This is a genomic window from Alsobacter sp. SYSU BS001988 (assembly GCF_054796215.1).
In genome coordinates, this window is sequence record NZ_JBTAMK010000014.1 from 74,148 (window position 1) to 86,275 (window position 12,128).

Consider the following 12,128-nt stretch of genomic DNA (forward strand, 5'->3'; position numbering starts at 1 on the left):
CGAGGCGGGCCTTTGTCACCCCCGGGCCTGGCGCGCTCACCCGGCCAGGGACGTCACGGTCGGGCCGAACACGTCCTCGAAGGCGGCGCGCAGCGCGGCGTCGGCGTCCTGCATGGTCACCGGGAGCCCGAGGTCGACGAGGCTCGTCACGCCGTAGCGCGGCTCGACGACGCCGCACGGCACGATGCCGCCGAAATGCGCGAGGTCCGGCTCCACGTTCAGGCTGACGCCGTGGAACGTCACCCAGCGGCGCACCCGGATGCCGAGCGCGGCGATCTTGTCTTCGGCGCCGGGGCCCTTCTCGGGCCGCCTCACCCACACGCCGACGCGATCCTCCCGGCGTTCGCCGCGGATGTTGAACGCGGCCAGCGTCTCGATGACCCAGGCCTCCAGGGCGGCCACGAAGGCCCGCACGTCGGGCCTGCGGCGCTTCAGGTCCAGCATCACATAGGCTACGCGCTGGCCCGGGCCGTGATAGGTGAACTGCCCTCCCCGGCCGGTGCGGTGGACGGGAAAGCGGGCGTCCACGAGGTCCTCGTCGCGCGCCGAGGTTCCGGCCGTGTAGAGCGGCGGATGCTCGACCAGCCAGACGCATTCGGGCGCGCGCCCCTCCGCGATGGCCTCGGCGCGGGCCTCCATGACGCGAACGGCGTCCTCATAGTCCGTGATGCCGGGGCTCGTGACCCACTCGACGGGTTCCGATCCCTCGGCAGCCCACAGCCGTCCGGCCAGCTCTTCCCTGATCTTCACCGCGCATTAACCCTGTTGGCCGCTCACTGAGGCGGCGAACGGACCGGAGCCGGGGGCCGTCCCCGGATCCGCTGCTCCAGCCTTAGACAACCTTCGCCGCCGCTTCCACCGGAATGGTCCGGCGGCTGCCTGCATCGACCTTGAGTTCTCGTGGAGCGTGCTTCGTGGCATCTGGTCTGGACATCGTTGGCGTCGACATCTCCATCGTCCTGGGCCGCTCCAGGATGCCGATCCACCAGCTGCTGCGCATGGGCCGCGGCGCGGTGATCGCGCTCGATTCGGCCGAGGGCGACGAGGTCGAGATCCTCGCCAACGACCTGCCGATCGCGCGCGGAAACGTCATCGTCAGCGGCGCCGCCATCACGGTCGAGGTCAAGGAGCTGCTGCGCCGGCCTCCCAGCGAGAAAATCGGCGGCTGAGCCCCGCGCCGGGTTTTCCCCCGCGCCGGACAATGGTCGCTTGTCGAGCCGGAATCGATCTGTTACACGGAGCGCCGTTCCGGTCGGGCGGCCTTTTGGGGCCTCTTCCCGGAACACGTTGCGGTCGTGGCGGAATTGGTAGACGCGCTAGCTTGAGGTGCTAGTAACTTAACCGTTGTGGAGGTTCGAGTCCTCTCGACCGCACCACTCTCTTTCGAGCCCCCGGGCTCCGAACGGCGGCAGGATCGAAAGATCCGGGCCGCCGTTTCGTTTTTCGGCGGTCACACCGCCCGGCGCCGGCGCATCGAGGCGATGATCTTCTCCGTCTCGCTCGACCAGCCGGGCCGGGCCGGAACGGTGACGGCGGCGCCCGAGCCGCGCTCCATGTGGACCACGGCGTAGCCCTCGCTCTTGAGCGCCCGCAGGAAGGCCGGGACCATGGCCGCGGTCTGCGGCTGGATGTCGTGCAGCAGGATCATGCCGCGCCCGGCATGCGCCAGCCGCTCCAGCATGCGGCTGAGCTGGAAATCGGGCGCCATGCGGACCCAGTCCGACGCCCACAGGTCGCAGCCGAAGACGCCGATGTCCCGCTCGGCCGCCCAGGCGTTCGTCGCGGGAGTGTCGGCGAAGCCCGGATAGCGCAGGAAGGGCGCGACGCCGCCCTGGCCGGGCCTGGCCTCGGGCTCGCCCAGCGCGGCCGAGATGGCGGCGAAGCCGCGTTCGACCTGCTGGATCTGGGCCGCCTCGCCGAGGTCGCGCATCGTCCAGGGATGGGACCAGGTGTGGCAGGCGAGCGTATGCCCCTCGTCGCGCATGCGCCGCACCAGCGCCGGGTGCGCGGCGGCGTTCCGGCCAATCAGGAAGAACGTCGCCCGGACGCCCTCGCAGGCGAGCGCGTCGAGCACGCGCGGCGTGGTCCCGGGGGCCGGGCCGTCGTCAAAGGTCAGCACGACCTCGCGAGGGCCGAGCGGCAGCGCGGCCGGGTAGGTCTTGAGGCCGACCTGGAGCCCGCCTCGCGTCCCCACCGGCAGGATGCGGGCCGTCCCGAGCCGGTCCGGCGCGCAGGCGCCAGCCCAGGCCGGACCCGCCCCGGCCGTGGCGAGCAGGCCGGCCGCAACGGCGCGGCGGGTGAGGAGGCGTGTCATGCGCGGCGATGCTCCGGGGTTGGGGCCGCAAGGGACGGAGGGCGACATTCAGGCCGGCGCGAGCGCCGCGCGCGACGGCGTCAGCCGCGCCGCCCAGGCGATGAAGGGCTTCTCGATCCACCGGTGCGTCGCCAGCGACGCCACGAAGGAAGAGCCCACGACCAGCGGATAGTGCGCCAGAAGCGTCCACCCGTCCGCATGGGGCGCCACGACTTCGGCGAGCCTGAGGCACGGAAGCAGCAGGACGAAATGCGTCAGATACATGCTGTAGCTCACCTCGCCGAGACGCCGCATCGGCCGGCTGGCCAGGAGAGCGGGCGGATGGCCGGCCGCGCACGCCGTCACCACCGCCGCGCAGGCGGCGAAAAGCAGCTCCGGCGCCGGCGCGAGCACGATCGTGGCCAGCAGGGCGAGGATGGCGCCCTGCCCCGCGGGCGGCGCGAAGCGCCGGGCGGCCAGCGCGGCCGTGACGCCCAGAAGGAACACGGGAGCCTGGGTCGCCGGGTGGATGTGGATCGCGAATTCCGACGCCCCGGCGAGCAGGGCGTGGCGGCGGAACGCCTCGGCGACGAGCATGGCCAGGACGGTGAGGAGCGCGCCGCGCAGACGCTTCCCGTCGATGAACGCCAGGAGCAGCGGCAGGGCGATGTAGAAGGCGACCTCGCACGCCACGGACCAGCCGCCCGGGACCACCGCGACGGACGCGTCGCCCCGCCACGCGCCGCCGAAGACGGCCGCGACCGCGACGTCCGCTACGGTCAGCCCCTCCTCGGCGGACAGCCTCGGCCCGAGGCCGGCCAGAGCCGTGTAGCCCAGCAGGGCGGCCCAGTAGCCGGGCGCGATCCGCGCCAGCCGACGCAAGGCGTAGCATCCCAGCCCGCCGGGATGGTCGCTCATCCGGCATGTCAGCGTGAAGGCGCTGACGACGAAGAACAGCTCGACCCCGTATTGGCCCGTGGAGGCGATGGACGCCAGCCACGCAGGCAGCGACGGCATGGCCTCCGGGCTGACCGGCTGGTGAATGGCCAGCGCTCCATAGGCGCCCTGCGCGGCGTGGTGCAGGATCACCATCAGGATCGCCACGCCTCGCAAGCCGTCCAGCGCGGGCATATGCTTGGGAAGGCTGGTCACGCTGCAGGGGCCCCCGCGAGGTTGAGCGGGTCCATCCTGAGCCCCTTCGATTAAGGTTCCGAAAACCGGAAGGGCCGCGACCCGGACTGGCGCGTTGCGCGCGCCGGCGCGAGTGCTACAAGGCGCCAGGCCACCTCACGAAAACGCGGACCGTCGCATGCTGGATCTCGACGACCAGACCAAGCCGGCCGATCGCATCCTCGCTTTCCGGAACGAGGACGGCGACGTCAGCCAGGCGTTCGTCGACGCCGTCGCCCAGGCGATCGAGGCTGGCGACGCCGAGCAGCTGCGCGAACTGGTCAGGCCGTTCCACGAGGCCGACCAGGGCGCCCTGCTGGAGGCGCTCCCGAGCGAGCTGCGCGCCCGGCTGATCGGCCTGCTCGGCGACGTGTTCGACTTCGCCGCGCTGACCGAGGTCGACGATTCGACGCGCGAGGAGATCCTCGACGAGCTGCCGACGCAGACCGTCATCGAGGGCATGAAGGACCTCGATTCCGACGACGCGGTCTACATCCTCGAGGACCTCGACAAGCAGGACCAGGACGAGATTCTCGAGGGCCTGCCGGCCTCCGAACGCGTCGCCCTCCAGAAGAGCCTGGACTATCCGGAGGATTCCGCCGGGCGCCTGATGCAGACCGAGCTGGTCGCGGCCCCGCCCTTCTGGACCGTGGGCCAGACGCTCGACCACCTCCACGCCAGCGCCGACCTGCCCGAGAGCTTCTACGAGGTCTTCGTGGTCGACCCCGGCCACCGGCTGCTCGGGCAGATCTTCCTCGACAAGCTGGTGCGCAGCCCCCGCGGCGAGCGGGTCGACGCCCTGATGAGCACCGACCGCCGGCGCGTCCACGCCACCGACGACCAGGAGCAGGTGGCGCGGCTCTTCGAGCGCTACAACCTCGTCTCCGCGCCGGTGGTGGACGAGGCCGAGCGGCTGGTCGGCGTCGTCACCATCGACGACATCGTCGACGTCATCCAGGAGGAGGCGGACGAGGACGTGAAGGCGCTGGGCGGCGTCAGCTCGGAGGAAGAACTCTCCGACACCGTCACCACCATCGCCCGCAGCCGCTTCGTGTGGCTCTTCGTCAACCTCATCACGGCCTTCCTGGCCTCCGCCGTGCTGGGGCTGTTCGAGGGCCAGCTCCAGAAGATGGTGGCGCTCGCCGTGCTGGCCCCCATCGTGGCGAGCCAGGGCGGCAACGCCGCCACCCAGACCATGACGGTCGCCGTGCGGGCGCTCGCGGTGCGCGAGCTCGGCGCAGCCAACGCCTTCCGGGTGACGCTGCGCGAGACCTTCGTGGGCCTCGTCAACGGCGCGGGCTTCGGCGTCCTCACCGGGCTGGCGGCCGCGCTCTGGTTCCAGGACTGGAATCTGGGCGTGGTGATCGGCGTCGCCATGGTGGTCAACCTCGTGGCCGGCGCGCTCGGCGGCATCCTCATTCCGCTCACGCTGGAGAAGTTCGGCGCCGACCCGGCCGTCTCCTCCGGCGTCTTCGTCACCACCGTCACCGATGTCGTCGGCTTTTTCGCTTTCCTGGGCATAGCAACGCTTTGGTTCGGTTTGGGGTGATTGCAATCAGCTTCAGCTTCGTATTTCCTCTTTCTTAAGACCTTTGGTCGAATTGCTGGGTATCGCGTTCCCGTCCACGAAGCGGCGAGCCTTGATGCGTATCTTCACCCGCGTTCTCCAGGCCAAGGGCCTTCTCGCCGCCAGCCTTGCTTTCGCCCTCGCGGGGGCGGGCTGCACCATGGCGCCCGACTATTATCCCCGGAAGGGAGACGCCAAGCCGCATGCCGGCGTGGCGCGCGCCAAGACGCTGCCGATCCACGGCATCGACGTGTCGCGCTGGCAGGGCGAGATCGACTGGAACTCGGTGCGCGACGCCGGCACCCGCTTCGCCTTCGTCAAGGCGACGGAGGGCGGCGACCACCTCGACCCGGCCTTCAACCGCAACTGGACCGGCGCGAAGGCCGCCGGCGTGCCGGTGGGCGCCTACCACTTCGTCTATTGGTGCCGCTCCGCCCAGGAGCAGGCCAAGTGGTTCGTTCAGCACATCCCGACCGACCCGGACTCGCTGCCCCCCGTCCTCGACGTGGAGTGGAACGGCTCGTCCCAGACCTGCCCGAAGAAGATCCCGCGCGAGATCGCGCTGGAGAAGATCCGGGTGATGCTGGCGGAGCTGGAGCGGCACACGGGCAAGAAGCCGATCATCTACACCGACATCACCTTCCACGAGGAGGTGCTGCGCGGCGAGCTGAACGAGTATCCGTTCTGGATCCGCAGCGTCGCGGCCGAGCCGCACGAGCGCTACTCCAGCCGGCCTTACGCGCTGTGGCAGTGGACCACGACCGGCCGGGTGCCAGGCATCAAGGGGGACGTGGACCGCAACGCCTTCCACGGCACCGAGAGGCAGTGGGTGGCCTTCCTCGACCGCTCGCGCCGGCAGGACGACGAGCCCGCCGCGCCCTCGCCCGGCCTGCCCTCCCCCGGGCTGACGCCCCCGGCCGCGGTCGCCGAGGTCGAGGCCACGGCCTCGGTCCGCAGCTACCTGCCGTTCTGAGCCGGCGGCCCGCCTAGATCCAGCGCCGCACCTTGGCGGCGTAGTCGCGCCACGACTGGCCGAACCGGCGCTCCAGATGGGCCTCCTCGCGCGAGATCGCCAGCCAGTTCACGGCCGCGACCGTGACCGGCGCGAGCAGCAGCAGCCACCCCCAGCGCAGCGCGACGGCGAAGCCGACCAGCGCCGCCGTGTTGGCGAGGTAGATGGGGTTGCGCGAGAAGCGATAGGGCCCGGTCGTCACCAGCTTGCGGCTGGGCGCGTTCGGCAGCACGGTGGTCCCCTGGCGCCGCAGCACGAGGAAGCAGCCGAAATCCACCATCACGCCCGCCGCGAACAGCGCCATGCCGAGCCAGGCCGGGATGACGCCGAGCGCGCGATCGAGCCAGACGAACGGGTCGACCTGCTCCAGCCCCCACGCGACCAGGAGCGCCCCCGAATAGATCAGCGGCGGCCACGGGATCTGGTTGGGCCGCTCGCCGAAGTCCTGCGCCATCCCTGATCCCCCCGTTCGTGCGGCCCTCTACACGCCGCGCGCGCCTGGGTTATCCTGCAGCCAAGCGCAGTCGCACAAGAGGAAACGCATCCGCCATGCTGGCCAACGCTCCGCGTCCCTTCAACTTCGATCTCGGCGAGACCGCCGACGCCATCCGCGAGACCGTCGCGGGCTTCGCCCAGTCCGAGATCGCCCCGCGGGCCGAGGAGATCGACAAGTCGAACACGTTCCCCCGCGACCTCTGGCCCCGCATGGGCGAACTCGGCCTGCACGGCATCACCGTCGAGGAGGAGTATGGCGGGTCCGGGCTGGGCTATCTGGAGCACGTCGTCGCCATGGAGGAGGTCAGCCGCGCCTCCGCCTCCGTCGGGCTGAGCTACGGCGCCCACTCCAATCTCTGCGTCAACCAGATGCGCCGCAACGGCTCGGAGGCGCAGAAGCGCAAATACCTGCCCAAGCTCATCTCCGGCGAGCATGTCGGCGCCCTGGCCATGTCGGAGCCCGGCGCCGGCTCGGACGTGGTCTCCATGCGCACCCGCGCGGAGAAGAAGGGCGACCGTTACGTCCTCAACGGCTCCAAGATGTGGATCACCAACGGCCCCTGCGCCGAGACCCTCATCGTCTACGCCAAGACCGACCCGGAGGCCGGACCGCGCGGCATCACCGCCTTCATCGTCGAGCAGGGCATGAAGGGCTTCACCACCGCCCAGAAGCTCGACAAGCTCGGCATGCGCGGCTCCGACACCGGCGAACTCGTCTTCGAGGACTGCGAGATCCCCGAGGAGAACGTGCTCGGCCAGGTCGGCAAGGGCGTCAACGTGCTGATGTCGGGCCTCGACTACGAGCGCGCCGTGCTGGCCGCCGGCCCGCTCGGCATCATGCAGGCGGCGCTGGACGTGGTCATGCCCTACGTCCATGAGCGCAAGCAGTTCGGCAAGCCCATTGGCGAATTCCAGCTCGTCCAGGGCAAGCTCGCCGACATGTACGTGACCATGAACGCCTGCAAGGCCTATGTGTACGCCGTCGCCAAGGCCTGCGACCGCGGCGAGACCACCCGCGAGGACGCCGCCGGCGCCATCCTGATCGCGGCCGAGAAGGCCACCCAGATGGCGCTCGACGCCATCCAGCTCCTGGGCGGCAACGGCTACATCAACGACTACCCGACGGGCCGCCTCCTGCGCGACGCCAAGCTCTACGAGATCGGCGCCGGCACCAGCGAGATCCGCCGCATGCTCATCGGCCGCGAGCTGTTCGCCAAGACGGCGTGAAAGGGTTCGTCGAATCGACGCCCAACGGACACAACCTCTGGACAGGACGCCCGTGGCGGGCGTCTTATCGGGCGCATTCTGACAAGGGACCCTCTCGATGCTCGTGATCTGGGGCCGCATCTCGTCCGTCAACGTCCAGAAGGTGGCGTTCGCCGCCGGCGAGCTGGGGCTCGCCTTCGAGCGGCGGGAGGCGGGCGGCAAGTTCGGCGTGGTGCAGACGCCCGAATACAAGGCCAAGAATCCCAACGCGCTCGTTCCCACCATCGAGGACGACGGCGTCGTGCTGTGGGAGTCCAACGCCATCGTGCGCTATCTGGCGGCGCGCTACGGCCAGGGTTCGCTGTGGCCGCAGGACCCGGCCGAGCGCGGGCTGGCGGACCGCTGGATGGACTGGCAGCAGACCTCGCTCAACCCCGCCATCGGGCCGGCCTTCATGAACCTCGTCCGCCTGCCGCCGGACAAGCGCGACGCGGCCGCCGCCGAGGCGGCGCTGGCCAAGAGCGAGACCATGCTGGCCATCCTGGAGGCCCACCTCGCCGGCAGCCCCTATCTGGCGGGCGAGACGATCACGATGGCCGAGATGGTCGTCGCGCCCTCCGTGCATCGCTGGCTCAACCTGCCCGCCGCCCGCCAGAGCCGCCCGCATGTGGAGGCCTGGTACGCCGGGCTCTTCGCCCGCGAGGCCGCCCGGCAGGCGCTGCCGCTGCCGATCGAGTGAAAGCCGCCCCCATGCGCGTCGCCATGGTCTCCGGAGCGAATCGCGGCATCGGCCTTGCGGTGGCGCGCGAACTGAAGGCCGCCGGCTTCGCCCTGTCGCTCGGCGTGCGGCGGCCGGAGAGCGCGCCGGCCGAGCTGTCGCAGGGCGGCGACGCGCTGGTCCACCGCTACGAGGCGACGGACCGCCCGTCCGCCCGCGCCTGGGTGGAGGCGACGGCGGCCCGCTTCGGCCGCATCGACGCGCTCGTCAACAACGCCGGGATCGCCCCGCAGGTGCGCCTGGAGGACGGCGCTGAAGAGGACCTGGACGCCCTCTTCGACGTCAACGTGAAGGGGCCCTTCCGGCTGATCCAGGCCGCCCTGCCCCACCTCAAGGCGTCGGGCGCGGGGCGCGTGGTCAATGTCGCGTCGCTGTCCGGCAAGCGCGTGATGGGGCTCAATGTCGGCTACCAGATGTCCAAGCACGCGGTCGTGGCGCTCACGCACGGCGTCCGCCGGCTCGGATGGGAGCATGGAATCCGCGCCACGGCGCTCTGTCCGGGCTATGTCGACACCGATCTTACCGCCCAGGTCCAGGACTTGCCGCACGAGGAGATGACCCGGCCCGAGGACCTGGCCCGGATCGTCGCGCTGGTCCTGCAGCTTCCCAACAACGCCGCCATCGCCGAGGTTCTGGTGAACTGCCGCTACGAGCACATGCTCTGAAATGTCGATCCCCCCGACGCCGCTCTTCCACCGGCTCGTCCCCCGCGACGGGCCTCCCGTGACCTTCACCATCGACGGCGCGCCGGCGGCCGCGCAGGCCGGGGACCTCCTCCTCACGGCGCTGCTGCTGAACGGCTCCGCGCTGCGGCGCTTCGAGTTCGGCGAGGGACGCCGGGCCGGGTTCTGCCTGATGGCCGCCTGCCAGGATTGCTGGGTGACGCTGGCGGACGGACGGCGCCTGCGCTCCTGCACCACGCTGGTGGAGGACGGCATGGCCGTCGTGATCGAGGGCGGCCCACATGGCTGACGCCGCGACCCGCGGCCCCGTGGTCGCCATAGTGGGGGCCGGCCCGGCCGGGCTGCGCGCGGCCGAGGCGCTGGCCCTGGCGGGCCTGCGCCCCGTGCTGTTCGACGAAGCGCCCCGGCCGGGGGGCCAGATCTACCGCCGACCGCCGCCCGGCGCCGAGCGCCCCGGGCGCGACCTCTATGGGCTGGAGGCCGGCAAGGCCGCCGCCCTGCACGCCCTCCTGCCCGCGCTGGGCGAGCGCATCGACCACCGGCCGTCGACGCTGGTGTGGAACGTCCATGAGAACCGCCTCGACACGCTGTGCGACGGCGCCTTCGGCGAGCTGGCCTTCGACCGCCTGATCCTGGCGACGGGCGCGATGGACCGCGTCATCCCCTTCCCGGGCTGGACTCTGCCCGGGGTGTTCACCCTCGGCGGCGCGCAGATCGCCTTGAAGGCGCAGGGCGTCTCGATCGGCCGCAGGGTCGCGCTGGTCGGGGCCGGGCCGCTCTTGCCGCTGGTCGCCCATCAATACGCCAAGGCTGGCGCGCAGATCGCGGCCGTGCTGGACGCCACGCCCTTCTCGGCCAAGCTGCGCAACGCCGCCGGGCTCGCCGCCGAGCCCCTCACGCTGGCCAAGGGGCTCTACTACACGGCGCGGACGGCCCTGCGCGGCGTGAGAAGGGCCAGCGGCGTGCAGGCGATCCGGGCGGAGGGCGCCGGCCGGGTCGAGGCGCTCTCCTGGCTGGGCGCGGACGGGCGCGAGCATCGCGTGGCCTGCGACGCCGTCGGCGCCTCCTTCGGGCTGCGCAGCGAGACCCAGCTCGCGGACCTTGCCGGCTGCCGCTTCGCCTTCGACGAGCCGACTCGGCAATGGACGCCGCAGCGCAAGCCCGACGGCCGCTCCAGCCGGCCCGGAGTCTACCTGGCCGGCGACGGCTCGGGCGTCGGCGGCGCCGACGTGGCGGAGTTGCAGGGCCGCCGCGCCGCTCTCGCCGTGCTGGAGGACATCGGCCGCCCCGTGGACCCGGCCGAGGTCGCCAGGCTGGACCAGGCACTGGCCCGGCAGGCGCGGTTCCGCGCCGCGCTGGAAGCGGCCTATCCCTATCCGGACCACCTGATCGGCGCGATTCCCGACGACGAGATCCTGTGCCGCTGCGAGGGCGTCACGGCCGGCGCGCTGCGCGACGCCGTGCGCGGCAAGGCGGCCGCGGAGGTGAACCGCGTCAAGGCGTTCACCCGCATCGGCATGGGCCGCTGCCAGGGCCGCGTCTGCGGCCACGCGGCCGCCGAACTCGTCGCTCGCGAGCTCGGCCGCAGTCCCGCCGAAGCGGGCCGGCTGCGGGGTCAGCCTCCGGTCAAGCCCATCCCGGTCCTCGGAGCGCCCCAATGAGCGAACGCCTGGCAGTCGACGTCTGCGTCATCGGCGGAGGGATCGCCGGCTGCGCCGCGGCCGTGCGTCTGCGCCAGGCCGGCATGACGGTGGCGGTGCTCGACCGCGGGCTGTGCGGCGCCGGAGCGAGCGGGGTGAATTTCGGCGGCGTCCGGCAGCAGGGCCGCAACCTTCACGAGCTGTCCCTCGCCCGGCGCGCGCGCGCCCTCTGGGACGGCCTGTCCGCCATGCTGGACCAGGACGTCGAGTTCGACGTCTCGGGCCACATCAAGCTCGCCCGCTCGGAGGCCGACATGGCCGAGCTGGAGCGATACGCCCGCGACGCCCGCGACTACGGGCTGGAGCTGCAGATGCTGGGCTCCAACCGCGTGCGCAGCGAGATCCCGTGGCTCGGGGACAAGGTGGTGGGGGCCTCGCTGTCGCCGCAGGACGGGCAGGCCAATCCGCGCGTCGTCGGCCCGGCCTTCGCCCGGCTGGCGCGCCGGCTCGGGGCCGAGATCCGCGAGAACAGCCGCGTGACGGCGGCGCGCCGCACCGAGCGCGGCTACGCCGTGGAGGCCGGCGACGCGCTGACCGTGGAGAGCGCCTGGCTGGTGAACACGGCCGGCGCCTTCGGCGGCGCCGTGGCCTCGTGGTTCGGCGAGACCGCCCCGGTGGAGCCCCTCATGCCCAACATGCTGGTGACCGAGCCGCTGCCCTATTTCGTCAGCCGCTCCATCGGGGTCTGCGGCGGCGACGTCTATCTGCGCCAGACCGGGCGCGGCAACGTCATCTTCGGCGGCGGCCGCGGCTGGGGCGACGCCGACCTGGCGGTGTCCCGCCCGCTCACCGACCAGTCGCTCGCGGGCATGAACCGGACGCTGGACCTCGTGCCCGCGCTCGCCAACGCCCAGGTGATCCGCACCTGGACCGGCATCGACGGCCAGACGCCGGACCGCATCCCGGTGATCGGCCATTCGGCGACGGCGCCGCAGCTCGTGCACGCCTTCGGCTTCTCGGGGCATGGCTTCCAGCTCGGCCCCGCGGTCGGCGAGGTCATCGCCGAACTCGTGCTGGACGGCCGCACCCCCACCCCGATCGCGCCGTTCGCGATCGAGCGGTTCGCCGGCGGGAACGCCGGCGTGAACGTCGCAGGGGACACGCATACCGAGCATTGACGACAACGCTGGTCGGAGCCCGGCAAATCCGGCTACGATCTACAGCGATAAAATGGAAATCGGCCCGAACCGAATTCCGACACGCCGTCGACAGAGGGATATTCGA

13 protein-coding genes and 1 tRNA gene are annotated in these 12,128 nt (G+C 71.5%); 10 read left to right on the plus strand and 4 right to left on the minus strand.

The window, feature by feature from the left end; genetic code table 11:
* Positions 1–36: 36 nt before the first annotated feature.
* The gene (lipB, locus tag ACYVO7_RS20425; protein ID WP_460451649.1) at positions 37–750 is read right to left on the minus strand and encodes a lipoyl(octanoyl) transferase LipB; all 714 of its coding nucleotides are present in this window, start codon (positions 748–750) and stop codon (positions 37–39) included.
* A gap of 164 nt (positions 751–914) precedes the next feature.
* Between lipB and ACYVO7_RS20430 the strand changes: the two genes are divergently transcribed.
* Together ACYVO7_RS20430 and ACYVO7_RS20435 are read left to right on the plus strand one after the other, a co-directional pair.
* Positions 915–1,169: a FliM/FliN family flagellar motor switch protein gene (locus tag ACYVO7_RS20430; protein WP_460451650.1), complete on the plus strand. Its 255-nt coding sequence runs from the start codon at positions 915–917 to the stop codon at positions 1,167–1,169.
* A gap of 120 nt (positions 1,170–1,289) precedes the next feature.
* Positions 1,290–1,376: transfer RNA gene (locus tag ACYVO7_RS20435), tRNA-Leu, on the plus strand.
* Between the two features lie 74 nt (positions 1,377–1,450).
* On the opposite strand, the gene ACYVO7_RS20440 is transcribed toward ACYVO7_RS20435, so the two are convergent.
* On the minus strand, positions 1,451–2,314 hold the full coding sequence (locus ACYVO7_RS20440; protein ID WP_460451651.1) for a polysaccharide deacetylase family protein: 864 nt from the start codon (positions 2,312–2,314) through the stop codon (positions 1,451–1,453).
* A 48-nt stretch (positions 2,315–2,362) separates the two neighbouring features.
* Entirely contained in the window at positions 2,363–3,445 is a 1,083-nt protein-coding gene (locus ACYVO7_RS20445; RefSeq protein ID WP_460451652.1) for an acyltransferase family protein, read from the minus strand.
* 157 nt (positions 3,446–3,602) lie between these two features.
* Between ACYVO7_RS20445 and mgtE the strand changes: the two genes are divergently transcribed.
* Together mgtE and ACYVO7_RS20455 are read left to right on the plus strand one after the other, a co-directional pair.
* Complete coding sequence (mgtE, locus tag ACYVO7_RS20450; protein WP_460451653.1) at positions 3,603–5,012, plus strand: magnesium transporter; 1,410 nt, start codon at positions 3,603–3,605, stop codon at positions 5,010–5,012.
* 94 nt (positions 5,013–5,106) lie between these two features.
* Positions 5,107–6,003, plus strand: coding sequence for a glycoside hydrolase family 25 protein (locus ACYVO7_RS20455; RefSeq protein ID WP_460451654.1), 897 nt, complete (start codon positions 5,107–5,109; stop codon positions 6,001–6,003).
* A gap of 13 nt (positions 6,004–6,016) precedes the next feature.
* Here ACYVO7_RS20455 and ACYVO7_RS20460 read toward each other — a convergent pair whose 3' ends face one another.
* Positions 6,017–6,496, minus strand: coding sequence for a methyltransferase family protein (locus tag ACYVO7_RS20460; protein ID WP_460451655.1), 480 nt, complete (start codon positions 6,494–6,496; stop codon positions 6,017–6,019).
* A gap of 95 nt (positions 6,497–6,591) precedes the next feature.
* Here ACYVO7_RS20460 and ACYVO7_RS20465 point away from each other — a divergent pair, with 95 nt between their 5' ends.
* The 6 genes from ACYVO7_RS20465 (at position 6,592) to ACYVO7_RS20490 (ending at position 12,022) form a co-directional block, all read left to right on the plus strand.
* Entirely contained in the window at positions 6,592–7,764 is a 1,173-nt protein-coding gene (locus ACYVO7_RS20465) for an isovaleryl-CoA dehydrogenase (RefSeq protein WP_460451656.1), read from the plus strand.
* Positions 7,765–7,861: 97 nt separating this feature from the next.
* Complete coding sequence (locus tag ACYVO7_RS20470) at positions 7,862–8,482, plus strand: glutathione S-transferase family protein (protein WP_460451657.1); 621 nt, start codon at positions 7,862–7,864, stop codon at positions 8,480–8,482.
* A gap of 11 nt (positions 8,483–8,493) precedes the next feature.
* Positions 8,494–9,186: an SDR family NAD(P)-dependent oxidoreductase gene (locus tag ACYVO7_RS20475; RefSeq protein WP_460451658.1), complete on the plus strand. Its 693-nt coding sequence runs from the start codon at positions 8,494–8,496 to the stop codon at positions 9,184–9,186.
* A gap of 1 nt (position 9,187) precedes the next feature.
* Positions 9,188–9,493 (plus strand): (2Fe-2S)-binding protein, encoded by a 306-nt coding sequence (locus tag ACYVO7_RS20480; protein WP_460451659.1) that lies wholly within the window; start codon positions 9,188–9,190, stop codon positions 9,491–9,493.
* Complete coding sequence (locus tag ACYVO7_RS20485; protein ID WP_460451660.1) at positions 9,486–10,865, plus strand: FAD/NAD(P)-dependent oxidoreductase; 1,380 nt, start codon at positions 9,486–9,488, stop codon at positions 10,863–10,865. The genes ACYVO7_RS20480 and ACYVO7_RS20485 overlap by 8 nt, the downstream gene beginning before the upstream one ends.
* On the plus strand, positions 10,862–12,022 hold the full coding sequence (locus tag ACYVO7_RS20490; RefSeq protein WP_460451661.1) for an NAD(P)/FAD-dependent oxidoreductase: 1,161 nt from the start codon (positions 10,862–10,864) through the stop codon (positions 12,020–12,022). The genes ACYVO7_RS20485 and ACYVO7_RS20490 overlap by 4 nt, the downstream gene beginning before the upstream one ends.
* The last annotated feature ends 106 nt before the right edge of the window (positions 12,023–12,128 follow it).

Excerpts from the sequence above, each read along its gene's own strand:
- ACYVO7_RS20490 (WP_460451661.1), top strand. The coding sequence starts at position 10,862 with ATGAGCGAACGCCTGGCAGTCGACGTCTGCGTCATCGGCGGAGGGATC.
- ACYVO7_RS20455 (WP_460451654.1), top strand. The coding sequence starts at position 5,107 with ATGCGTATCTTCACCCGCGTTCTCCAGGCCAAGGGCCTTCTCGCCGCC.
- ACYVO7_RS20485 (WP_460451660.1), top strand. The coding sequence starts at position 9,486 with ATGGCTGACGCCGCGACCCGCGGCCCCGTGGTCGCCATAGTGGGGGCC.
- ACYVO7_RS20475 (WP_460451658.1), top strand. The coding sequence starts at position 8,494 with ATGCGCGTCGCCATGGTCTCCGGAGCGAATCGCGGCATCGGCCTTGCG.
- ACYVO7_RS20470 (WP_460451657.1), top strand. The coding sequence starts at position 7,862 with ATGCTCGTGATCTGGGGCCGCATCTCGTCCGTCAACGTCCAGAAGGTG.
- ACYVO7_RS20440 (WP_460451651.1), bottom strand. The coding sequence starts at position 2,314 with ATGACACGCCTCCTCACCCGCCGCGCCGTTGCGGCCGGCCTGCTCGCC.
- ACYVO7_RS20465 (WP_460451656.1), top strand. The coding sequence starts at position 6,592 with ATGCTGGCCAACGCTCCGCGTCCCTTCAACTTCGATCTCGGCGAGACC.
- ACYVO7_RS20460 (WP_460451655.1), bottom strand. The coding sequence starts at position 6,496 with ATGGCGCAGGACTTCGGCGAGCGGCCCAACCAGATCCCGTGGCCGCCG.
- mgtE (WP_460451653.1), top strand. The coding sequence starts at position 3,603 with ATGCTGGATCTCGACGACCAGACCAAGCCGGCCGATCGCATCCTCGCT.
- ACYVO7_RS20480 (WP_460451659.1), top strand. The coding sequence starts at position 9,188 with ATGTCGATCCCCCCGACGCCGCTCTTCCACCGGCTCGTCCCCCGCGAC.